General features: G+C 53.7%; 22 protein-coding genes and 1 tRNA gene. 12 read left to right on the forward strand and 11 right to left on the reverse strand.

Annotation, left to right across the window (positions count from 1 at the left end; translation table 11 throughout):
• Positions 1-2: 2 nt before the first annotated feature.
• Complete coding sequence (locus G6R38_RS06735) at positions 3-1,247, forward strand: outer membrane protein assembly factor BamB family protein (RefSeq protein ID WP_166821827.1); 1,245 nt, start codon at positions 3-5, stop codon at positions 1,245-1,247.
• Between the two features lie 28 nt (positions 1,248-1,275).
• On the opposite strand, the gene ribA is transcribed toward G6R38_RS06735, so the two are convergent.
• Complete coding sequence (gene ribA / locus G6R38_RS06740) at positions 1,276-2,535, reverse strand: GTP cyclohydrolase II (protein ID WP_166821829.1); 1,260 nt, start codon at positions 2,533-2,535, stop codon at positions 1,276-1,278.
• Between the two features lie 244 nt (positions 2,536-2,779).
• On the opposite strand from ribA, the gene G6R38_RS06745 reads away from it, so the two are divergent.
• From G6R38_RS06745 to G6R38_RS06765, 5 genes are all read left to right on the forward strand, one after another.
• Complete coding sequence (locus G6R38_RS06745; RefSeq protein WP_166821832.1) at positions 2,780-3,883, forward strand: M24 family metallopeptidase; 1,104 nt, start codon at positions 2,780-2,782, stop codon at positions 3,881-3,883.
• Positions 3,884-3,923: 40 nt separating this feature from the next.
• Positions 3,924-4,436, forward strand: coding sequence for an acetyl-CoA carboxylase biotin carboxyl carrier protein (accB, locus tag G6R38_RS06750; protein WP_166821835.1), 513 nt, complete (start codon positions 3,924-3,926; stop codon positions 4,434-4,436).
• A gap of 53 nt (positions 4,437-4,489) precedes the next feature.
• The gene (accC, locus tag G6R38_RS06755; RefSeq protein WP_166821838.1) at positions 4,490-5,833 is read left to right on the forward strand and encodes an acetyl-CoA carboxylase biotin carboxylase subunit; all 1,344 of its coding nucleotides are present in this window, start codon (positions 4,490-4,492) and stop codon (positions 5,831-5,833) included.
• A gap of 285 nt (positions 5,834-6,118) precedes the next feature.
• Positions 6,119-6,529, forward strand: coding sequence for a Minf_1886 family protein (locus tag G6R38_RS06760; RefSeq protein WP_166821841.1), 411 nt, complete (start codon positions 6,119-6,121; stop codon positions 6,527-6,529).
• A complete protein-coding gene (locus G6R38_RS06765; RefSeq protein WP_166821844.1) occupies positions 6,526-7,035 on the forward strand; it encodes a hypothetical protein in 510 nt (169 codons plus the stop codon). Before G6R38_RS06760 ends, G6R38_RS06765 begins: the two co-directional genes overlap by 4 nt.
• 144 nt (positions 7,036-7,179) lie before the next feature.
• Here G6R38_RS06765 and G6R38_RS06770 read toward each other — a convergent pair whose 3' ends face one another.
• Positions 7,180-7,728, reverse strand: coding sequence for a DUF2617 family protein (locus tag G6R38_RS06770; protein WP_166821847.1), 549 nt, complete (start codon positions 7,726-7,728; stop codon positions 7,180-7,182).
• A 283-nt stretch (positions 7,729-8,011) separates the two neighbouring features.
• Here G6R38_RS06770 and G6R38_RS06775 point away from each other — a divergent pair, with 283 nt between their 5' ends.
• From G6R38_RS06775 to G6R38_RS06790, 4 genes are all read left to right on the forward strand, one after another.
• A complete protein-coding gene (locus G6R38_RS06775) occupies positions 8,012-8,845 on the forward strand; it encodes a dimethylarginine dimethylaminohydrolase family protein (protein ID WP_166821850.1) in 834 nt (277 codons plus the stop codon).
• Positions 8,846-9,003: 158 nt separating this feature from the next.
• The gene (locus tag G6R38_RS06780; protein ID WP_166821853.1) at positions 9,004-9,363 is read left to right on the forward strand and encodes an STAS domain-containing protein; all 360 of its coding nucleotides are present in this window, start codon (positions 9,004-9,006) and stop codon (positions 9,361-9,363) included.
• A 275-nt stretch (positions 9,364-9,638) separates the two neighbouring features.
• Positions 9,639-10,091 carry an ATP-binding protein gene (locus tag G6R38_RS06785; protein ID WP_240928104.1) on the forward strand — a complete coding sequence of 151 codons (453 nt, stop codon included), beginning with the start codon at positions 9,639-9,641 and terminating at the stop codon, positions 10,089-10,091.
• A gap of 130 nt (positions 10,092-10,221) precedes the next feature.
• Positions 10,222-10,294, forward strand: a tRNA-Asn gene (locus G6R38_RS06790).
• 249 nt (positions 10,295-10,543) lie between these two features.
• On the opposite strand, the gene G6R38_RS06795 is transcribed toward G6R38_RS06790, so the two are convergent.
• The 4 genes from G6R38_RS06795 to G6R38_RS06810 all read right to left on the reverse strand — a co-directional run bounded on the left by G6R38_RS06795 (position 10,544) and on the right by G6R38_RS06810 (position 15,004).
• Positions 10,544-11,896: an alkyl/aryl-sulfatase gene (locus G6R38_RS06795; RefSeq protein ID WP_166821856.1), complete on the reverse strand. Its 1,353-nt coding sequence runs from the start codon at positions 11,894-11,896 to the stop codon at positions 10,544-10,546.
• A gap of 4 nt (positions 11,897-11,900) precedes the next feature.
• On the reverse strand, positions 11,901-12,353 hold the full coding sequence (locus G6R38_RS06800) for a MarR family winged helix-turn-helix transcriptional regulator (protein ID WP_166821859.1): 453 nt from the start codon (positions 12,351-12,353) through the stop codon (positions 11,901-11,903).
• Positions 12,354-12,956: 603 nt separating this feature from the next.
• Positions 12,957-14,234 carry an outer membrane protein assembly factor BamB family protein gene (locus tag G6R38_RS06805; RefSeq protein ID WP_166821863.1) on the reverse strand — a complete coding sequence of 426 codons (1,278 nt, stop codon included), beginning with the start codon at positions 14,232-14,234 and terminating at the stop codon, positions 12,957-12,959.
• Entirely contained in the window at positions 14,231-15,004 is a 774-nt protein-coding gene (locus tag G6R38_RS06810; protein WP_166821866.1) for a tetratricopeptide repeat protein, read from the reverse strand. Before G6R38_RS06810 ends, G6R38_RS06805 begins: the two co-directional genes overlap by 4 nt.
• A gap of 280 nt (positions 15,005-15,284) precedes the next feature.
• Here G6R38_RS06810 and G6R38_RS06815 point away from each other — a divergent pair, with 280 nt between their 5' ends.
• Complete coding sequence (locus G6R38_RS06815; RefSeq protein ID WP_166821870.1) at positions 15,285-16,442, forward strand: lipase family protein; 1,158 nt, start codon at positions 15,285-15,287, stop codon at positions 16,440-16,442.
• Between the two features lie 79 nt (positions 16,443-16,521).
• Here G6R38_RS06815 and G6R38_RS06820 read toward each other — a convergent pair whose 3' ends face one another.
• The 4 genes from G6R38_RS06820 to G6R38_RS06835 all read right to left on the reverse strand — a co-directional run bounded on the left by G6R38_RS06820 (position 16,522) and on the right by G6R38_RS06835 (position 20,606).
• Complete coding sequence (locus tag G6R38_RS06820) at positions 16,522-17,886, reverse strand: S41 family peptidase (RefSeq protein ID WP_166821873.1); 1,365 nt, start codon at positions 17,884-17,886, stop codon at positions 16,522-16,524.
• A gap of 204 nt (positions 17,887-18,090) precedes the next feature.
• Entirely contained in the window at positions 18,091-18,288 is a 198-nt protein-coding gene (locus G6R38_RS06825; RefSeq protein WP_166821876.1) for a cold-shock protein, read from the reverse strand.
• A 209-nt stretch (positions 18,289-18,497) separates the two neighbouring features.
• Complete coding sequence (locus G6R38_RS06830) at positions 18,498-18,860, reverse strand: hypothetical protein (RefSeq protein WP_166821879.1); 363 nt, start codon at positions 18,858-18,860, stop codon at positions 18,498-18,500.
• A gap of 162 nt (positions 18,861-19,022) precedes the next feature.
• Positions 19,023-20,606: a serine/threonine protein kinase gene (locus G6R38_RS06835; RefSeq protein ID WP_166821882.1), complete on the reverse strand. Its 1,584-nt coding sequence runs from the start codon at positions 20,604-20,606 to the stop codon at positions 19,023-19,025.
• A 184-nt stretch (positions 20,607-20,790) separates the two neighbouring features.
• Between G6R38_RS06835 and G6R38_RS06840 the strand changes: the two genes are divergently transcribed.
• Positions 20,791-21,246, forward strand: a complete 456-nt coding sequence (locus G6R38_RS06840; protein ID WP_166821885.1) for an FKBP-type peptidyl-prolyl cis-trans isomerase — start codon at positions 20,791-20,793, stop codon at positions 21,244-21,246.
• Between the two features lie 69 nt (positions 21,247-21,315).
• On the opposite strand, the gene G6R38_RS06845 is transcribed toward G6R38_RS06840, so the two are convergent.
• Entirely contained in the window at positions 21,316-23,292 is a 1,977-nt protein-coding gene (locus tag G6R38_RS06845) for a tetratricopeptide repeat protein (protein WP_166821888.1), read from the reverse strand.
• Positions 23,293-23,313 lie beyond the last annotated feature (21 nt).

Consider the following 23,313-nt stretch of genomic DNA (forward strand, 5'->3'; position numbering starts at 1 on the left):
CGATGCGTCTGCTTGTGATGTTGCTTGTTGCATTCTTCGGAGTTCAATCAGTGTTCGCCGAGAATTGGCCCCGGTTTCTCGGGCCGGATGGGCGAGCAACGAGCGAAGATAGCAAACTTCCCACGAAATGGAGTGAATCGGAAAACCTCAAGTGGAAGGCGGAAATCGGCGCGGGTTCCTCCAGCCCGATTGTCTGGGAGAACACCGTTTTCGTGACGAGCTACACCGGCACTGGGCAAGATGTCAAACGCACGCTGCACTGCTTTGATCGTGCCACCGGCGACGAAAAATGGACCTTCGATGTTGCGAATTCGGGACCGGAAGACGCGTATCGCGGTTTCATCAACGAGCATGGCTACGCGAGCAACACGCCCGTGACCGATGGCAAACTCGTCTATGTCTTCTTCGGCAAAATGGGCGTCTACGCCGTCGATTTCGAGGGAAATCAAAAATGGGAAGCGCAAGTCGGGAAGCAGTCCAGTAACCGGGAATGGGGGTCGGGGACGAGTCCGATCCTCTACGACGACATGCTCATCGTCAGTGCCGCCGACGAAGCTCGCGCGATCTTTGCCTATGATAAAACCACCGGCGAAGAGAAATGGAAAACCGAAGGGTACGGCCTGGAATTGTCGTACAACACGCCGACAATCGATCGTAAACACGGCATCCTCATCGTTGCCGTTCCCGATGAAATTTGGGGCGTGAATCCAAAGACCGGCAAACTCCGTTGGTTCGCAGAAACGAATTTGGGCGGCAACGTCTCTCCGACCACTATTCTCGATGGCGACAAAATCTACGCCTATGGCGGCATTCGTTCCTCCGGCAGTCACGCATTCCCCACCGATGGAAAAGGCGATATCACGAGTCAAGAAATTTGGAACTCCCGCACGAGTTCCTATGTGGCGACACCGCTACTGTACGACGGCCATCTCTATTGGTTCGACGATCGTGGCATCGCCTACTGTCAACGGGCGTCCGACGGTGAATTGGTCTACCGGGAACGCGTGCCAGGACTGTCCAGCGGCGGTCGCCCGGTGTATGCGTCGCCGGTGCGAGCGGGCGATAAAATCTACATCCCCAGCCGATACGACGGCACCTTCGTCCTGGCTGCAAAACCCAAGTTCGAAGTCCTCGCTCAAAACAAATTCGCCAACGACGACACCGACGCCAGCGGCACCCCCGCCATCAGCAACAACGAACTGTTCCTACGAACCGGCAAATACCTGTACTGCATCGGCAACAAGTAAGAGTCGCTCGCGAAAGACGTGAACTTCACTACTCCGATTCCGTGACTTCCTCGGTTGGGAATTGGTGGCCCATTTTGTCGCGTTTGGTGGCTAGGTAGCGTTCGCGGTGGTTGTGGGGTGGAGGCGCGATGAGGGGCACTTGCTCGACGACTTCCAAATCCATCCCTGCGAGAGTGAAGGCGTCGGTTTTTTTGGGGTTGTTGGTCAGCAGGCGAATTTTTGTGAGTCCGAGATCTTTGAGGATTTGCAAGCCGACCATGTAGTCGCGGTGGTCGGCTTGAAAACCGAGCATTTCGTTAGCTTCAACGGTATCTCGGCCTTGGTCTTGGAGTTGGTACGCCTTGAGTTTGGCCATCAAACCAATACCACGTCCCTCCTGCGGTAGGTACACAATGGCCCCGCTGCCTTGCTCGTGAATGGCTTTCATCGCCAGGTGGAGTTGGTCGCCGCAATCGCATCGCAGGGAATCGAGCAAATCGCCGGTGAAACATGAGGAGTGCATTCGCACGAGGGGTGGTTTTTCGGCGTTCTTCAAATCGCCCCAAACGATCGCCAACGGTTCCTGCGATTCATGCGCGACACGGTAACCGATCAGGTTGGGATCGCCGTAGTGACCAGTGGGAATGACGACTTCTGCTTCCCGATGAATGAGTTGTTCTCGCACGCGACGGTAGCGGATGAGTTCCTCAATCGAAATGATCGGAATGTCGTGTTCGGCACCGATTTCCTGCAGTTCATCGAAATCCGCCATGCCACGACCGGATCGACTGCAAATTTCGATCAAACATCCGACCGGCTTCAACCCCGCCAATCGCATTAAATCGACGGTCGCTTCGGTGTGCCCGGCTCGTCTCAACACACCACCTTCTTTGGCGAGCAGCGGGCTGACGTGTCCGGGGCGAAGAAATTCTGCCGGCGTGCTGTTCGGGTCTGCGAGTTTCTGGACGGTCAGCGCTCGACTTTCCGGACTCACGCCGGTGCCGGCATCTCGGTGATCAATCGGCACCAAAAACGGTGTGCTGTGAGGAGCGGTGTTTTGCTCTTGCTGCACCATGGGGGTGAGATGCAATCGGTCCGCAACTTCTTGCGACATCGGTGTGCAGAACACGCCCATGCCGTGCGACAACATGAAATGCACCATCTCCGGGGTGACGTTCTCGGCGGCACAGACGAAATCGCCTTCGTTCTCGCGTTCGGCCGCATCGACCACAATCACCATTTTCCCCGCGCGCAACGACTCCACGGCTTTTTCGACCATATTAAATTCGCTGCGTTTTGCATCCGTCATGATTTTGGTGTCCTCAAACGCCATCAGAATCGCTGGCGGCTATGTTTCGACCACGCTCCCCCAGCAGAAGCCAAATAGATTGGCTTCCACCTCATTATTAGAAGATGGGCAACGCGGTGACCAGTCGGCTGGCGGTTTGAACGGAAAAACTCGCCGAAGTCGGTAGCGAGACACAGGAAAACTTTCGTAGGATCACCCGACCGAACTCATCAACCGTGGACACGACACACTTCGAAGGGCCGAAATGGCAACGGATCGGTATCAAAAACGTCGCGACAAACTTTTGCGAGCATTGCGGAAGGCGGATGCTCCTCGACTCTTGGTCACGAACGAAACCAATGTGTCGTATCTGACAGGCTTCACCGGCGACTCATCGACTTTGCTCGTCGATCGCGATCGGACAATACTCGTCAGCGATACCCGCTACGAAACCCAAATTTTGGATGAGTGCCCGGGGTTGGAAACGGTGATCCGTACCAATCGGGAAAAAATGACCGACAAACTCGGGGAGTTGGTCGGCAAATTGGGGTGGACGTCCCTCGGTTTCGAGAGTGATGCGATGACGTTCGCTCAATATTCCGCCTTCGACGAGGCTACGGAATCAACCGATTTGGTGCCGCTCACGGGGTTGGTCGAAGAACTTCGAGCCATCAAGGACGCCCAGGAAATTAAGGAAATTCGACGTGCGGTCCTATTGGCCGAACGCGGTTTCGATGCCCTTAAAGCTACGCTGCGACCGGGAGCCACCGAGTTGGAAGTGGCACACGATTTGGAACATACGGTCCGACGACTCGGTTCGCCGGGGCTGGCGTTCCCACCGATTGTCGGCGTTGGCGCAACGGCGGCGTTGCCTCATGCACATCCGGGAACACAGCAGATCAGTGAAGCGGGCTTCGTGCTCGTCGATTGGGGGGCGACTGCTCCGAGTGGCTATCGAAGTGACTTGACGCGAGTTTTGGTGACCGGTAAAGTTCCGGCGAAACTGCGGAAGATCTACCAGGTCGTTTTAGAAGCCCAACTTCAGGCCATCGAAGCGATTCGACCGGGAGTCCCGTGCCACGAAGTGGACGCGGCAGCCCGAAATGTGATCGAAAACGCCGGTTTTGGTTCTCGGTTTGGTCATGGATTAGGTCACGGCATCGGCTTGGACATCCATGAATCACCGCGAATGTCACCGGTTGAGAAAGCGGAATTAAAACCGGGCATGGTGATTACCGTTGAGCCGGGAATTTACATCCCACACTGGGGTGGAGTGCGGATCGAAGACGACGTACTCGTCACGAAAGACGGCTACGAAGTGTTGACGTCCGTTCCCAAACAGTGGGATGAGGCGGTTGTGGCTCTGTAATCATCAGGCAGCGGAAAACGAGAGTCAAAGAGGCAGAAAAATGGATCAGGAGCACAACGACTCGCCACAGGCTTCGGAAAGCGGTTCGTTCGATCTCGATAAACTCCGAGAGTTGGTCGAGATGATGGAAAAGCACGAACTGACAGAAGTTTCGCTCCGACGTGGTCGAGAACGCTGGCATCTCAAGCGGGGACCGCAAGAGGTCTACCAGACGACACCGGCTGCGTTTGCAACACCAGCTCCCGCACCAGCGGCACCTGCACCGACACCGGCAGCCAGTGCGCCCGCAGCAGGGGAAGCCGAACCGGCGAAACCTGGCATGGTCATCAAGGCGGAAGCCGTCGGAACCTTCTACACGGCTGCCTCACCGGATGACCCACCGTTCGTGCAAGTTGGCTCGCGGGTCGAACCGGATACCACGGTTTGTCTTATCGAAGCCATGAAGGTGTTCAATCAAATTCCAGCAGGCCTCAGCGGGACCATCGCAGAGGTTCTCGTCGAGAACGGCGAAGCTGTCGAATACGGAACACCCCTGTTCCGAGTCACCCCGTAACCCTGTGACTGTCCGCGAAATTCCAGAGCCGCGACCGACGTCGTCGAGAAATCATGTTCCAACGCATTTTGGTGGCCAACCGAGGCGAAATCGCCCTGCGAATCATTCGAGCCTGTCGTGAGATGGGCATCGAAACCGTTGCGGTCTACAGTGAAGGCGATCGCGACGCGCACTATCTGAGTTTGGCGAACGAGGCTTATTGCATCGGCCCGGCGTCCGCATCGGACAGCTACTTGAACATCAAGCAGATCATTTCGGCCGCCGAGGTCGGAAATGTCCAGGCGATCCACCCCGGGTACGGGTTTCTTTCCGAGAATGCCCACTTTGCGGAAGTCTGCCGGGATTGCAAAATTGCCTTCATCGGACCACCGCACGAAGCGATGGCCAAACTTGGTGATAAAGTCACCGCGCGGGAAATCGCGGAGTCAGCGAACGTCCACACCGTGCCGGGTAGCGATGGCCTTCTGACGACTGAGCAAGAAGCATTGGAGACGGCGGAGCGGATTGGTTATCCGGTCTTGATCAAAGCCACCGCTGGTGGTGGTGGGAAGGGCATGCGAGTTGCCCGGAACGATATCAGCTTGAAAGCCGGTGTGAAGCAAGCCGCACAGGAAGCGGAAAAGGCGTTCAAAAACGCCGGTGTTTATCTCGAAAAATACATCGAGCGTCCGCGTCACGTCGAAGTCCAGATTCTGGCCGACCAACATGGGAATGCGGTTCACCTCTGGGAACGTGATTGTTCCTTGCAGCGGAAGCACCAAAAACTCGTTGAAGAATCACCCGCACCGAATCTGCCGTTGGCCGTCCGACAAGATATCTGCAAGTCCGCCGTTCGGTTGGTTCAAACGGCCGGTTACTACAATGCGGGAACCGTCGAGTTCCTCGTCGACCAAGACAACCAATATTACTTCATCGAAGTGAATGCCCGGATTCAAGTCGAACACCCGGTGACGGAGCAAGTCACGGGAATCGACCTAATCAAACAGCAGATTCGAGTGGCCGCCGGTGAGGAATTGTCCCTGCGTCAACGTGATATCGAGTGCAACGGATCGGCTATCGAAGTTCGGATCAATGCCGAAGATCCCGACAACGACTTCCGTGGCTCACCAGGACGAATCACCAAACTCCGTTTGCCAGGTGGGCCCGGTGTTCGGTTTGATTCCCATGTCCACGAGGGATATTTCGTCCCGCCGTACTACGATTCGATGATCGGCAAACTCATCGTGCACCGAGAGAGCCGAGCCGAATCCATTGCTTGCATGCGTCGTGCCCTCGACGAATTCGAAATCGAAGGCATCAAGACGACCATTCCACTACTGCGGAAAATCTTCAATCACTCCGCATTCAGCGATTTCCAGGTCGATACCACGTTTATCGAACGCACCTGGATGAGCTGATCGGGCGACGGTTCAAGTCGGAAGAATACGGGCTTGTGTTCGCGGAATCGCTTCGGATTCCGCGGAAAGACTTACAACGGGCGAGACTCGTCTGCGCTGATCCTCGCATGTGGTGATTGCCTCGACGTACAAACGTCCGGGAATTCTTTTCAAACAACATCGAGACTCGGATTGCCAGAGGTCGGAAACTTGTTATCCTGAACCTCAGAGGCCCGCGATGGATTGTGCGACCTCCATGATTGTGAACCAATCATGCATTGATCCTCCTGACTCAGACAACTGCCCATGCCCACCACCAGTAAGTCTCGCCAGGCGACCGCACGGTTTCGTTACCATCACAATGCCTACCGGTTTCTGTTCTCGGCACTCCGTCATGTTCAAGACGAACGCCAAGACGACCTCGGGCTGGAATCGAGCGACGACTCTGACGATGCCCACGTCACCGGCCAGGAATTGCTGGAAGGTGTACGAGAGTTGGCTCTCTTGGAGTTCGGTTGCTTGGCCACCACAGTGTTTCGACGCTGGGGCGTGACGTGCACGGAAGACTTCGGCAAGATGGTTTTCGAAATGGTCGATCGCGGTGAAATGCGGAAGACTGAACAAGACTGCATCGAAGACTTCATCGATGTCTACGATTTTGAAACTGCGTTGGATCAGGGGTATCGGATCGACGCCAGCCAGGCGTTCAAGCGGTGAACTCGGAAAGTCGGGCCACGCCGAAAACAACCGATTCTACCGCTGAAACCAACGTGGTCACGATCGATGCCGTCACCGACATCAAACACCGCCGCTGCTTATTTGCGGCAGTGGCTTTCGGGGCCATTTGGTTGACCGCGCTCGCCGTTCTTGCATGGCAGACCGCGAATCCGGTGACCGTCAACCAAGGGCAGATTCTGCGGTCGACGAGAATCGTGATTGGTACTCTCGACGAAGATCGTGGATTGCTCATTGTCGAGGAAGAACGAATCGATAATGAGGCATTCCCACCGAATGTCGTGGTCACGAATCTCGACCAAACCCGACTGAAATCTGGTGAGCGTTATATTGTGCCGCTCCAACGAGACACCGGAAAATCTGGCAGCCCATCCAAACCGGCCTGGGAAGTCACACCGAGTCAACTGCCGACCCAAGAACCGCTGGTCTACCCAGCCACTGAAGATGCGTTGAACCAACTCGAACGCATCTTGCAAGACGCCCGGTAGGACGTCACGCGGGTTCTGAATCGGTCACGCCGAAGCCCGCGACGATGACATGGTCTAGCAGTCTTGAGCGCGTTTACCGTATGTGTAGCGTCTTAGGACGGGTTTTTCCCACGGAACACATAGCGCCCCCCCGCTACATTGAAACTAGACATGGTCTAGTTCGTATAACGACTGGGTTTTCACGACGGCCAAGCTATCGGGGAAGGTGTGGAACGCATGGACCAAGAGGCTGTCCTGCGTGGCGTCGATTCGCATGAGGCTCATCGGCAGCGGACCAAAACGGGGGTTCGTCGCGAAGGCACACGCCAAGTCAGCCGTGCGAAGATCGTGCGCTAGTTCATCGTGACAACGTTCATAGACGTTGGATTCGAGACGTTCGAGCTGAAAACTCGCATCGTAGCGCACATCTTCAAATCGTTGTGATTCGTGTTGGCAGCCCTGGATACGTCGTTCGACCCGCCGCCGATGCAATGGCAACATTTGTTGACGAGTCGCAATCACTTCCGTCAAACACTCCCGGCCATGCCGAAAGCTGATGACGTGTCCGGCTTCCCACAAGCGAAATTCCGCCGTGTAGTTCTCTCGCTCAATGCGAAGTTCCGCCGTCACCTGGAAAAGCTCCGGATGAACAGAACGCTCGTACATTTGAAATGTGAGATCGGCAACGTCCGGCCGAGCAACTTCAACCGTCATTCGGAGCGCCCAATTATTGAAGTATCGAGGAATGGAACAATTTCGTGTTCGAAGGTGGATTATACTTCTCCACCGTCGTGTGAGGGAAGATCCGAATTCTCGTGAATTGGCGGTTTATGAGGATTGAGAATTTCCCTCAGTTCACCCCTTGCGTCTGCTTGCACAATTGTTCTTGTCGGGCGACGCGAAAGAATTTGCTCTCCCTCCAATTCCCCGAACCAGGTACAACTCACTCACGCGTTCGATTGACCAGCATCCGTCCCCTCTGACGAGCGATCGACCCATGCGTGAAATCAAACGGCCCACAATCTTGATGTGTCCGCCGGACTATTTTGGGATCGAATACGAAATCAATCCCTGGATGAGTCGGTCTCGACAAAGCGATCGGGACGAAGCGATTCGCCAATGGAATCTGCTAAGAGACGAGTTGCTTGCGTTGGGGGTGAACATTGAAATGATGACCCCAATCCGTGGGTTGCCAGACCTTGTCTTCACTGCAAACGCCGGGTTGATTTGGAACGACACGGTCTTCCTCGCCCGCTTTCGTCACGCTGCTCGGCAAGGGGAAACAGAAATTGACGAAGCTTGGTTTCGAGCTCATCAGTTTGAAACGGTCATGCTTCCCGAACCGTGGTCGTTCGAGGGAGCCGGCGATGCCTTGTTTTGTGGCGAAACCCTGTACGCCGGGTACTTGATCCGGAGCGAAGCGTCCGCCATGCAATGGTTAGGCAGCGAGATCGGCTGTCGGGTGATTCCTCTTCAATTGGTCGACGACCGTTATTATCACCTCGACACCTGTTTTTGTCCGCTGCAAACCGACACTGCGTTGTGGTATCCCCCCGCGTTCGATGCATACGCTCAAGCGGCGATTCGCGAGCACATCCCCCGGTTGGTGGAAGTCAGCGATAAAGAGGCGACGCGATTCGCCTGCAATGCCGTGGTTGTGGGGGAGCACGTTGTGCTCAACACCGGATGTCCCGATCTATGTGACCGCCTCGCGGAACTCGGTTTCACTCCCCACCCGACCCCACTGGACGAGTTCATCAAGGCGGGGGGAAGTGCGAAATGTTTGACGCTTCGTATCGATGGGGAAGACGCTGCTATCTGGCCCGCATAGCCGTGGAAAAGTCCAAGGGGAATCTGCTGATATTGCTTGACAATCTGAAGCTTAGGTGTGAAGATCATTTCAGAATCTTCTACGTGTTTTTAGATTCCTTGGGTCGCACGTTGGAACGGCTCTCTTCTTGAACCCCGCGACGAAGGCGGAATACATCAATGTCAGCTGCTGGTCATCGACGCCTCGAAATTGAAGAAGTGGGTGATGTTACCGTCGCTCAGTTTGTCGATCGAAAAATTCTTGATGAGACCAATATCCAGATCATCGGGAACCAACTTTTCAGCTTAGTCGACGACGACGACCGCGAAAAGATCATCTTGGACTTTTCCAATGTCGAGTACCTCTCCAGTGCTGCATTGGGTAAATTGATCACGATGGACAAGAAGGTGAAGCAAGCCCGCGGGCAGCTTCGGCTCTGTAGTATCCGTCCGGATATCTACGAGGTCTTTGCAATCACAAAACTCAACAAGCTCTTTAGCATCTTTGAGAACCGCGATAAGGCCTTGGAAGGGTTTTGATGGGGAATCGGTTTCCAGTGAGAGACCCTTCGCCAAATTCGCTTGATTGCGACCTTGTTCGCGTCCAGCAACAGTGATGTAGGCCATCAGTTTTGCCCCAACTTGCTGCCAAGCAGTCATCAAACTCTGGGTCAGAACACACCGATTGAACTATCGACCACTCATCTGATCCACAACGAAGCTTGGGTATCGCGTGCAGACCGGGGACGGCATTATCTCATGTTGAACTTTTGGCGGTCACGACCGTTGTCCCTTGCCAGAGCCTTGGTTGGATAATGACAACTAGGTTGAAGAAGCAAATGGACTACCAAGAGCAATTCGAGGTCAGCATCCCGAGTGACACGAATGAGGGTCACGCGATCCAAGAGCGGATTGTCGGTTTGCTGGAGTCAATGGAGTTCCCGCCACGGGATGTCTTCAGTGTTCGACTCGCTCTCGAAGAAGCTTTGGTAAACGCCATCAAGCATGGCAACAAGTCCGATAGCGACAAGAAAGTGCACATCGGCTGCTGGATCAACGCCGACCTAGTGCGAATTCGTATCTGCGACGAAGGGCCGGGCTTCAAACCCGAAGACGTCCCCGACCCCACCGCCATCGAAAACCTGGAGAATCCATCCGGGCGTGGCCTGATGCTCATGAAAGCCTTCATGAACGTCATCGAATTCAACGATGCCGGAAACTGCGTAACGCTGGAAAAACACCGTGGTGTGGACACGGACGACGATTAATCCGTTTGTATCGATCCACCAAATTTTGATTCAAAAGTTTTTCCTCCGAACCATTCCTCCTTCTCTTGCATCTTATGTGAAGAATCATTTTAATACTCGTGGTCGCACTCAACACCAAGTGCCCACCTTTTCCCCGATAGCTCAATCGGTAGAGCGAGCGGCTGTTAACCGCTAGGTTCAAGGTTCAAGTCCTTGTCGGGGAGCTTTGAAGAACCGGATCACAATCCAAACTTAAGCCCTTGGTCGCAACTTCTAGTGCGACCGAGGGTTTTGTCGTTTTCGGTCCAGCAATTGTCACTTTGGTTCGGGTCTGAACATCTGGGGGCTGCTGGAACGCTGTTCTGACGATCTGATCGGGATTCCAACCGCGGCGTCTGTTCTTTGACCCCGGCACGATCACTGCCGAATTCGCCGTGCAGAACTCGAGTGTCAACGACTTGTCCAGTTGTAAATCAGGGACTACTTTTCCGAAGTTCACGAGCAACCGTCAGGTAGTAATTCCTGGCGGTCGCATTGACCATTTTATGGGCGAGGTTTGTCAGGGCATCTGCTTTGATGTGTTTCGCGGGAACGTCTTCTTTGTCGATTGCCAGCAGATGGTCGGCGAGTTGTGCGGCCCACTGGTTGTCGTCATCGGCGAGTGCGTTTTGGGCGGCTTGTACCAATTTGTCTTTTCCACCGGCGAGTTGAACCATTCGCTCAGCTTCTGCCTTGGGGGGCAACGGAAACAGATTCGTTGCATTGCCGTCGAACCATCCAAGGTAGCTGTTGAACACGCTGCGAACACCCCAATCAGGATGTCCGTAAAACGGCTGCAGGTAATCTTTATTCGCTAGTCGTTCAGGGAGTCTGACATATTCGACTAGCTCGTCGGGCGTCAGGCCTTTATTGATGCCCTCGACGGTCTTGTCGTGAATGAATTGAACCGCGTTGTGATAGTCGGTCAGCACCTGTTTGACTTCTTTCGCTCCAAGAATTGGATTGGTATGACCGCCGACAAGGGCGACCGCATCGTGGTCGGCCATTCTGCCGAGACTCTCCGCCCACAGACGCACACTACGATTGGGTGTGCCACGAATCGCATATAGATTCGGAAACGAACGGTAGAAGTTGTCGCCAGCAAACAGGACTTTTTCCGCCGGATACCAAACGTAGATTTCATCAAGTGTTTCGCCGGGGGCCGAAACAAGTTCCAGCTCGACTCCGGCGACATTGATGGTTTTTCGCTTTCCCTCCAGAAAGCGATTCGGCTTCGTTACGTCGCCTCTTGAGAAGACTTCTCCGCCACGATTCGGATACCGAACCGGTGCGACCCCGTTGTTGATCCGTTGCTCACGAGGCAACTTGAATCCGGCTTGCCTCGCTCCACGCACATTCTGGTATGTCAAACCACCGGCCTTCCATGGACGGGCCTCGCTGCCGAAATTTTTATGCGCCCAGATTTGTGGCCGCTGAGAACCTAGAAACATAGGGGCTCCACCAGTGTGGTCGCCGTGCGAATGCGTATAGATGATCGCCTTGACTGGCTTGTCCGTAATTTTGCGAAACTCCTTAGCGATTTTCTGTGCCGCTTTGCCCATCATCCCTGTATCAACCAGCACAATTCCGTCTTCGCCGACAATCATGGAAACATTCGACACGCTGTATCCAACTGCAACGTAGACGTTTTCACCAACCTTGATGACCTGTTCCTTGAACTGCTCATTCTGTTTGTTCAATCGTTCGGTAGGAGTGTTCAACTCCTGAGCCTGGCTGGTACTGACGTAGAGGAACAGTAGCCAAAGTGAGGGCACGAATTTGTTCATGGCGTTAATCCTTTGCGAGGTGGTTCGATAGGTTTTTCTGCATTTGCCGCAGAACACTTTGTGTCGCGTCAAGGTCTGACTTTGGAATTCCCTTTAAAGTCGTTTTGCGAAGGTCATCAAGCAAAGGGAGGACTTTCTGCAACTTCTGCTCGCCTCGGCGTGTCAAGCTGATCATCACGATGCGAGCGTCTTCATTGGAGGCATTCCGCTCGACAAATCGATGTTCGACCAGTCGATCCAACTGTCGTTTCACGGTGGTTGGATCACGAATCATCAGCGATGCCAACTCGTTCATGCTCAGCGACTGGCCGGCATCGTGCAACGTGATCAGCGTCTGCGTCTCCTCGGGCGAAAACGGCCAACCAGCATTCTTCAGCACCACTGCCATTCCGGTGCGAATCAAATAGGCGACCCGCCCAATTGCAAACCCTGGCGAGGACTCAGAACCGAAGTGCATCTTGATCATCCTGTGAATTCTGATTCGAAAACGCTGTCCGTACGCTGAAGACATGTTTTCTCATGCGCGCCCAAATAGCTGTATGTTACAGATATTTGGGCTGGGGTCAACGAATTTTTCCCGAAAGTGAGTTGGCCGTAGTCGTGGAGTGCAAAGTTCAAGCGTCACACCGACTGATTGCGCCGCACCCATTCAGCCAACGGTTTTTCTGGGAGTTCCCGTCCCTGTGACAGTGTTCTGCAATTGAGTTCTCCTGCGCGTTGCAAGTTGGAATGCACCTGCTCAAGCACATTCCATCGCTACCATAAGACCCGTTGCTGTCTTAGCCGCGAATGACGATTTTAATTCTAGAAGCCGAGCACGAACCCGGTGGAATGATGCAATCGCCACAGTTCATTTCCTGAAAACATTTCGACCTGCAATCCTTTCGTTGCCATCCGGCAGGCCAAACTTTCTTGACGAGATTGCAACGTCAGTAGTGAGCATTTTCGTCAGAACGAAGCGACGTTTTGCGGTCGTGACGAAAGTGCACGTCTCTAATAAGCGTCTCTCGCACGCCTATTGCCGGGGAGAAGAAACGATGTCGAGATCAAGAGGAATGTTTTAGCGGATTGCCAGGCAAGTGAGCTGGCCTTTGCGGTCCTTTGTGTAAATTCGGTGATTCGCTAGTACGACGTGAGGCCAAACATCACCGGAGCCAAGTCGGTCTCGACGTGCCAGCTCCTGATACGAATCGGCTCGTTTGGCTGATTCCACGAGTGAAAGTTGCCCACGCCCACCCCAGACAATCAGTCGATCATCATTCGTCAGAATGCACGAGCCGGCATCGCCAAATCGACCACCCTTCCACTTGGGTTTGCCGGTTTCGAAGTCCAGACAATGCAACTCCCGCCACGCCCAATAGATGTGCCCGTCGTGAATGATTGGGCTGCAAACCTTCGATGAAAACGGTGCTTGCCAGATCTTTTCCGCACCGTCCAAAGTGATCTTCAATTTGCAGATGGACTCATGATTGTACGCCGACGTGATCAGCACATAGTTTTTATGAACGGCGGGCGTTGCGATGTTATTGATAAAATTCGTGGTCCATTCGTATTGGGCAATCGTTTCACCGGGGGATTTTGAGTCTATACGAATGATATAAAGGTGATAGCAACTCAAAACTGCAATGCACGGGATGTTCTGAACGGTGATCGGCACCGGCCCGCCAGTGTGTCCCGCTGGCCCGTTGGCGTCCGATGTCCAAACCTGTTTGCCCGTGCTCTTCTGAAAAGCCATCACTAAGCCGTCCTCAGAGCCGACTTCAATGATCACCCAATCTTGATGAACAAGCGGAGCTGTCGTGTATCCGTAATCACGCCGACCGGATCGCCCGATCTTGGGGCGTCGCCCGACTTGAAACCGATCATAGAGATTGAGGTGCCAAACGTTCTTGCCTTGTTGACGAGTGTTCCAACAGTTGAGGTCTCCGTCACAACTCAGCGTATACAGAAGACCGGTTTGGGGATCGTACTCGGGTGTAGCGGTCGGGCCGGAATACAAACCCTGATCGCCGGTGGCGAGCCGTCCAAACCGTGGGCAGTCATAGTTCACCGACCAGCGTTCTTTTCCTGTGTTCGCATCGCGACAGGTCAGCACGTCTTGTCCACGTTTCCAGCCCATCACGAAGACGTCGTTGCCGACCACCAACGGAGAACTGGCTCCTTCACCAACATTGATTGACCAAGCCGGCTTCTTCGATAGCCAATGGTTGCCGTCCCATCCGGAAGGCTCATCGATGATGTCATTTCGATTCGGTCCCCGCCAATGTGGCCAATCTTCTGCCACCAACTCACAGGTGAAGATCAAAAGACCGCCGATTCCCAGGAAAATCCACTTCATGACGATGCTTTCGGTAAGCGGTTTAACAACTTTTGACCTTTGCGACGCCAACGGCTTTGTTTGCGGGCGATGGCTTTGGGACTTCCGTCGATGTCGATGAACATCGCTTCCACGTACTGGCGTGCGACTGCGGGCGACCCGGTGTCGGCGTGCATCTCCGCCAGCAAATACATAGCTTCGGGGTGTCGCCAACGATTGATATGCTGCTTAAGATGGGCCGTCGCCGCGTCGGTGTCCTTCATCAAATATAGGCACTTCCCATAAGCGAGACTGACATCCCCGAACTTGTAGCCAAAGTCCATTTCTAGCATATATTTGAGGTGGTTCTTCGCGGAGGGATATTCCTCGAGTTCAATTTCTGCCAACGAGATCCCCCATAACGCGGGCAAGTTGTCCGGTTCTCGCTCAAGAGCTTTGGCGTATGCATCTCGGGCATCCGCATACCGTCCGTGTTGCCGGAGCACTTCTCCATACTCGACATGCTGGTGGGGATTGCCAATTTGTTCGGCGGCGATCCGCTTCTGCTCGATCTCCCGTTTGCCGCCAAACTGTTTCAAGAGGCCGGATGGGATCTGCCGTCGCGAAAAGAGAACCCGAGCGAATACATACACAAGAGTTGCTGGTGGAATGATTAGCATGGTAAAGAACCAAAACTCACGGTCCGGTTCGCAGAAATAGCAGTGGACCAACATACTGATCCAGAACATAACGGCCAACGACACGAGAATCCAAACGCCGCTCGCCGCAGGAAAATCAATCACGGAAAACATAGAAACATCAACCGAGGAAAAACCGCGTTGCTAGGGCCGACATTGTCGCATAGCCAATGCAGATTGCCAACGAGTGTGCCAAGATCGGTTCTAAAACCGTCAATTCCAAGTCATTGAAGGCCTAGGTAGTTTACAGAGGGATTTTCGATTGCACGGGTTGTTCTTGTTCGCGTGATACAATCGCTTCAATTCATTCTGGAAACGGCATCGGGGTGTTGTTTCCGCGGATTGGCAAAATAAGCTGAAGTTGGGGTTCTCCTATTTTGAAAGAGCGTTGTTTATGCGGCTTGCGAACGGTCATCCATTTCCGCTGCCAGCCGTCATATTGCTGATTCTGACAATTGGCAAGGTGGCATGCGGGCAAGGTCCGATTTTGCTTCCGCCAGCTTCGCCGACTCCGGTGGCCCCGGCACTCCCAGAAATCGAGCAATCTCCGAACATCGAACAACCGCCAGGCATGGATCAGGCGATCGAACCTGTTGAGTCGTATTGGGTTGTGAGCAGCCGTCGATGTCGGCAGAGTGGTCAGCCGGGGTGTACGGCGGGCGAGTTTGGCTATGTTTATTCCGGACCCGACGGCCAAAAGCAAGTTCAGGATGCCGCCGCGTTTCATGCGTCGCTTCAACCCGATCTGCCGATTTGCGTGGTTGTGCACGGTAGCTTCATGGAGTGGGCGGAGCTTTATGAGATCGCCCCGCGAATTCAACGCTGGATTCAAAGTGGGCAACCGTTAGCTCGTGCGCAGTTCGTGTTCTTCACTTGGCCAAGCGAAGACCGGAACTTGAATCTCGGGCCGATTGACTTGGCTCCGCGGGGCGTGCAAGCCAGTTATAACGGGATCTACTTGGCTCATTTTCTAACGCAACTTCCACAGCAGACCCCAGTCAGTCTTGTCGGTCACAGCCATGGAACACGAGTGATCGGATCCGCGTTGCACATGCTTGGTGGGGGATATGTCAGTCGATATCGGCTTGCGTTTCCACCGCAGCAACGACGAATTCGCACCGTTTTCCTAGCCGGGGCTTTCGACCGTCATTGGCTATTTCCCAATGGGCGGTTTGAAGCTGCGTTGCCAGTCATGGAACGCATGTTGAACGTCGTGAACCGTTCGGATTACAGTTTGCAACTGTACCCGCTCCGACGACCGTTCTCTGATGTGGCGATAGGTCACGTCGGATTAGGGACGGCTGGTTCCGCCTACTTAGGACCGTACCGTGAGCGATATCGAGACTTCGATGCCACGCGGTTTCTGCGTGCGACACACGGCTGGGATGCGTATCTCCGCGAACCTGAAATCGCCCAAGTGATGGCTAATACCGTTTTCTTCAGCGAACCGGTGGCGATTGAACTGCAGTCGAAACGTCCCTCCTACGCGCCCGGTGTGGAGTCACTATCCGACGGTTCCAATGACTGGTGCGGTTGTCAGCCACGACGGTAAATTCGCGTCGGTGAGACTGGTGAAACAAAAAGCCCCAGGAGGAAATCCCGGGGCCGTGAATTTGAATGGGGAATGGGGCTTAGGCCGCCTTCTTTTCTGCACTGGTGGCTTCGGGTTTTTCGTCCGGTTTGCCGTTGAGTTTGTTCTCGAGATACTTCAGAGCCCGCGAGAGTTGACGATCCTTGAACTTACTCTCGCTCGTTCCTTCTTCGCGGATAATGTCGCGGTCCCGACGGTCATCAAGATACTTTTTGATTTCCTCGTTTGAGAACTTAACAACCACGTCTGGCATAACGCCCCATTCGCCGGTTTTCTCCGACTCGGCGTTGCGATGGATGTTTTTGCCGCTTGGGCGGTGATATGTCGCCGTCGTCAGCTTGAGGGCACTCGCACCGTTGTCCAATTCGATGACATTCTGCACGCTGCCTTTGCCCCAGCTTCGTTCACCGACCACCAAAGCTCGTTTGTGGTCTTGCAAAGCTGCACTGAGAATCTCACTCGCGGAGGCACTAAATCGGTTGATTAAGACAACCATAGGAAAGTCTTCGAATGTGCCCGGCTTGTGGGCATCCCAAACTCGTTCCGGAGTGTTCCGGCCTTTGGTACTGACAATACGACCCTCTTCCAAAAACAAATCTGCGATCTGAGTTGCTTGGGAAAGCAGACCACCTGGGTTAAATCGCAGGTCGAGCACGAGGGCTTTCATTCCGTCGGCTTTCAGGTCATCCATCGCTTTGAGCAGTTCGTCAGCGGTGCGGCGACTGAAATGCGACATGCGGATGTAGCCGATTTTCTGCTTCTCATCGAGCATGAAGTCCCAATTGTCTTCGCCCTCAACTCGCTCGTAACCCAAGATCGTATCCATTTTGATGATGGCTCGTTCCATCGTCAGCGTTTCGGTTTTGCTCTCGCCCAGGTGCAGGACGCCAATGCTGACCTCTTCCCCTGGTTTGCCTTTCAGGGCTTTGACGGCGTCGTCGATAGTGTACCCGTCAGTGGATTTGCCTTCGATTTCCATAATAAGGTCGCCCGCTCGCACGCCGGCTTTGTAGGCTGGTGTTCCCGGCAGCGGTGTGATCACAGTGAGACGGCTGGATTCCGGATCGATCTGCACTTGGATTCCGATCCCCCCGAATTCCTGATCAACCGATTGATTGAATCGAGCCAGCTCCTCGGGCGGGATGAACGTGGAATACGGATCAAGGTCTTTGAGCATGCCCTGAATGGCCGCCTCCATCAACTTGCGACGATCGACATCGGTCACGTAATTCCGATCGATCTGCTCGAAGGTGTCGACGAACATCTTCATCAATTGATAGTAGTCGGCGTCTTTCTCCGGCTTGGGTTCGGCGATTTCTTCCGCCATACCGATGGAAAGTCCGCAGGTCATCGTCACTGCCGCCAGCACGGCCGTAACGGATCGAGTTCGTTTTATACCGAGCATCAGCCCCTCCTTAATTCATCGAGCATCCGAACCAGATATCCAAATCCACAATGGTTTATGGTATGGAAAGATCGGCGGATCGGCAAGATGATCACGATTTTGCCTGTCGAGCGCTGTCCACAAAAAAAGTACCCGCCGATTCGAAATCGACGGGTACTCTGTCTTCAACTTGGTATCGTCAGTCAGCAACGTCCAGCAATCGCCTTAGAGTGGGCGGACGTTTTCGGCACGCGGTCCCTTGGGGCCTTGTCCTTCTTCGTACGAAACCTGTTGACCTTCATAGAGGTCGTTGTAGTGCACACCGTCCAGGTTGGAAAGGTGGAAGAACAAGTCTTTCCCTTTTCCAGTGTCGATGAATCCGAAACCTTTTTCCGTCAGTTTTTTGATCGTGCCTTCCGCCATGGACCCTGCTTTTCGTCCCAAAAGTAAGTAGCTGGAGAGGGATGGTTCAGCAAACGATCCTCACAGTTCCCACTCCGTATCGCCGACAGTATATCACTTGGTCTACCGCCAGGGCAAACGCGATCGCCTGAAAACCCGCAAATTTCAAAGTGTCGTCCCAATTGGTTTTCAGGCCAATTCACGCCCCGGACTCGTCCGAATGGCTTCGGTTATTTGAGTTGTTCGAGCATATCGAGTGCTTGTCGGGTTCGTTCGATTCCACCGAGTTCGTCGGCGAACTTCTTCGCATTCATCAGCTCGGTCGCCGACAAAGACGACTTGCTCGTGCTGCGAGTCGCTTTGGGAGCGGAGGTTTTCTTCGCGCCGCCCTTCTTCTTTTTGGTGGTTTTGCGAGTGGGCTTGCTTCCGCCGATGGTCGACTTGACTTGGCTCACCAAACCTGGTGTGACCGAAATGCCTTTCTCTTCCAACGCCGGAACGATTTCCGATGCAGTGGCTCCGGGTTTCTCAGAGAGGTAATCGCGGATTGCTTGACTTTTGTTGACTCCGCCAGACGCTGTCTTCTTGGCCATGGTGTTGTGTCCTTCGTAGTAGAACCAGTGGTAAATTCAGTCTAATCTGCTGATTCATACTAGCGACTAGTCTTAAAGTCAATCTTATGATCCTAATTGCTAGGACGTAATTGCTAAAAAAGTCTAAAAATAGGGCTCCTAGTTCGCACTTTTTAGAATTGCCTAGTTTCCACCTCGGATTTCAGAGTCTTCGAGTGGCTGAATTGAGGAAGCGGAATCAGGCTTGATAGGCGAGATTTCAGTCGAGTTGGCTTGCTCGGTTATGGAATGAGTTTCGTGAATCGACCACTGCCAATAACCAAGTGCAGTTGCAATCAATACGCCTAAAGTCACAAAGATCGGCCGCCAGTTTCGACGCGGGAATCTAGTTTGTCGACCGGATGTCTCAGTGTTGATCTTGATCGGCCTTGAAGCTGGCGTTTCCAAGACTGCCTTGGCTGGCGCTTCGGAGTTCACAGGGGTTGGTCGACTAACAGCTGCGTTTGCTTGCGGACGCGGTGATGTGGAACTGGCTTTCGGCTTACGATTGGAAGGCTTTTTAGCTGTCGGTTTGTTCGTCGTCGATGAATTCTGCGGAAGTGCCTTCGCGGCCGGTTGCGTGATCTGCTTTGGTGTTGGTTTTAACTTCGATCCCGGACTTTCTGCTGGTCGATTGTCCAAGACTAAATTCCAATTCCGTTTCCGCCAGGCGGAATCCGCGTGACTAACAAGCCAGCTAGAGAGAGCGTCGGCAACATCCTGAGCGGTTTGATAGCGGTCGCCTGGCTTCTTGGCCATCATGCGATCAAGAACCTCCAAGATTTCGTCTGGTGTATCGGGACGGTCTCGTTTCACCGAAGGTGGTTGTCGCGTTTGGTGTGCCAGCAATCGCTGGACTAGAGTTCCATCGTTAAATGGCGGGTGCCCCGTTAAAGCGAAGTAGAGCGTACACCCTAACGCATAAACGTCCGCCCGTTCGTCGACTTGGTGACTATCAACAGCCTGTTCAGGTGCCAAGTAATCCGCGGTCCCTAGGACTTTCTCATCATGCTTGACCGTTAGCGACTCTTCTTCAGTCGCCTTAAAGAATCGGGCTAAACCAAGATCAACTAGCTTGAGTGTCTTATCAGGCGTTATTAATAAGTTAGCAGGCTTAATATCGCGGTGGATCAAGCCTGATGAGTGTGCGTGGGCTAGTCCTTCAGCCGCTTGTCGAATCAAATCGACGATCAGTGTCAACGGGAGCGGCCCCGATTCTTGCACGGATTGCTCTAGAGTCTGGCCCTCGACGTACTGCAGAACGAGATAGTGCAACTCTGTCCCGCTGTCGTCTTGGCAACCGATATCATAGGCCCGCACGATGTTCTGATGGTCTAGTGAGGCCACCGCTTCGGCCTCGCGATAGAACCGGCCGAGATAGGAGGTGTCTTTCACACGGTGCCCAGGGAGAACTTTGATCGCGCACTTTCGGTTCATGAACAAGTGTTGGGCGAGATAGACGGCACTGGTCTCCCCTGTACTCAACAGTCGCAACAACCGATAACGCCCAAGAAAGAAACCTTTGTACCGACCTTGCTGCAATTTCGATGCTTGCCATTCCGTCAGAGCGTCGGCTTGAATCAAGGCCTGTGACAACGATTTTGCGTCATCAAGATTCACACCTTGCTTGCGGAACGTAGCCAGCAGTCGTTCCAAGAGTTTGGACTCAATTAACTCGCTCCGCTTGAGACAAGCCAAGAAGGACGCTGCGGTCAGTTTAAGCGTCATCGGCTGGTTCCTTGCAATTCACTAGGGTATCAAACGATTGGGGGCCAGAATCACAGACTGGAGATCTCGCTGTTCTGATCCATTCCACCAGTTTTTCCATGGATGAGGGGCTGTTACAAGCTATGTTTGTGAAGAGTCTCAAATTGGGAATTTTTCCCGTTCAATTTGAAGGGGTCATGCGTCGATGTCGACAATTCAGGACGGCGATCGGGTGTGTTTACATTACACCACATCCTCCGGCAGCGGTTGTGTCTTGGATTCCTCGGTCGGCCGAACACCGCTTACATTCGTTGTCGGAAACGGCGAGGTCCTCAAGGGATTAGAGCAGGGGGTGTATGGACTCCAAGCCGGAGACCGTCGTCGGCTGTATCTCACCGCCGAGGATGCTTTTGGAGAGCGATATTCGCACCTCAAACGCAGCATTCCCATCTCGGCGGTGTCTAAAGAAATTGCTTCGGCAGACCAAGTTTCTTTCGTCGTTGATGGACACACACTCGACCTGCATCGCCAATTCACTGATGGCGAAGTCGTTCATTTCGATGCAAACCACCCGCTCGCCGGTCAAAATCTTACGATCGAAATCGAGATTCTCAGCGTCGAATCCACCACAGTACTTAACCAAGCCGAACGCTTAACATAGCTGCAGAGTTGCATTCGGTGCCGTTCGATGGACTGTGTTCGCCAGCGAAGTTGCGAAATAGCTGATTAGTTACATCAGTTCATCAAGCACATGGGAATTCCGCGACTCAATGCGTTCAATGCGTTGCCGGATTTCATTGGCGCGGGTCTGTTGTCCTTGTTGAACAAGATTCTCGACCAGCGATTCCAAGGTTTCTAAGAATTCCGGATCGGTTTCGTCAGCGGTCTGTTCCTGAATTTCGATAATCCGGCGGAGAAGTTCCTCCGCCTGGAACAACTCACCTTGACGTGTGCATAAGTCAGCTAGCACCCGAAGATCGACCAACACATCGCGACTTTGCTTGCCCGTGGCTTTTTCCTGAATTTGCATCGTCCGCTGCACCAATCGAATTGCCTTTTGGTACTTGCCTTGATCGATATAGACCTGAGCGAGTGCGCGTGGCAACGGGACGACTCCAATTTTGTCCCCGTCGATGGTTGTCTCGTAGATCTCAATGGCTTGAGTCAGCAACGACTCGGCTTCGGCATTGCGATTTCGTTGGTGATGAACTTTCGCTGTGATTCGCAGCCGTTCGATTTCAATCCAAGGGGCTTGCTCTGAGTTTGTAGAGGCGATCGTCTCCGCACGAGTGCACCATTGTTCGGCTGATTTCCAGTCTCCGTCTTGGATTGCGAGCGATGCCAACTGCGTGTACCCCTGAATTTGGTCAGAGTGCGTATCCGGCGTCGATTCACAAAGTGCAATTGCGCGGTAGAGGACATCTTTGGCATCAGCAGTGCGGTCGGTCTTGCCTAAAATTGCTGCGAGCCGATACAAGATGCGAACAACTTCCGGATCAAAGGTCCGTTTCAACGATTCTTGAAGTTCGAGAGCCTTACGGTAGGCGGTTTCTGCTCGTCGATATTCGCGGTTGGCGAAGTCAAAATCGCCTTGTGTCCGCATGAGACTTGCGGCATCTGCTCGTGATAGGTTTCGCCCTCCTGCTGAGAGTTCCATGGCCCGTTGGAGATGACGTGCCGCCGGTCCGAGTCGATGTCGGCTTCGACAGACACCGCTCAGATGACTCAAAGCCTGGGGCAATCGGGGGTGGTTGTCGCCTTGGAGTCGTTCGTAGATCCGAACGGCTTGCTGCAACATCCCTTCGGCTTGATCTAACCGCCCAGATTCCCAATGGACACGGCCTAGCGTTACCAATGTCGTCGCAATCTCGGGATGATTGGCCGACCGCGTTTGTGTGCGGATTCGCAGGGACTGCGTTAGTGCATCACGGGCTTTGTCGAGTTGCCTCCGCATCAGCCAAATGATGCCGAGGTTGCTGAGACTTTGCCCAACTTGCGTATGCGACCATCCCATAGTGCGGCGACGAATTTTCAATGCATCCCGCATGCATCGTTCAGCCGCTTGGTACTCGCCACGTTGACGGTAGAGTTCGCCTAAATTGTTCAGCAACGTCGCCACACTTGGATGTGCTTCACCGTGCACTTGCTTCGAGAGTTCGACGACACGGTGCAAGATCGGTTCGGCGTCATTCAATCGACTGGCATTGAGATGAATGGCGGCTAGATTATTATGCAGGCGAATTGAAATCGGCGAAGTCTCGGCCAGCGATTCACGACAAAGATCGTAGGCCTCTTGAGAGGCACTCAAAGCAGCGGCGGAATTGGATTGTGTAAACTGCAACTCCCCCAATTGCGTGAGTGCTTCGATCAATCGAGATTGGTACCGATCGCCAGCCTTTCGAAAAATGGCAATGGCTTCTTCGGCAAATGGTATCGCTTCGGCAATTTCACGTCGAGCAGCTGACAGAATTGCAAGTTGTAGCAGGACCAATCCGGTATGCGGATGTGTTGGCCCGTGTTGTTCGAGACACTGACGTTTCGCAGTTCGGAGTTCCCATTCGGCTGCTGCAAAGTCACCGGCTTCAAACAATTGCGATGCTTTCGCGAGTGCAGTTTCCACGCTCTCGGTTTCGCCTTGGGAAACAGCTTGCGAGTCGAGGGACCGATTCGGTGCTGGATCCGAAGGACTCGAATGCGAATCAGGCATATTCTGAAAATCAAGTTGCAC

The organism is Thalassoroseus pseudoceratinae, from assembly GCF_011634775.1.
Taxonomy (GTDB): Bacteria; Planctomycetota; Planctomycetia; order Planctomycetales; family Planctomycetaceae; genus Thalassoroseus; species Thalassoroseus pseudoceratinae.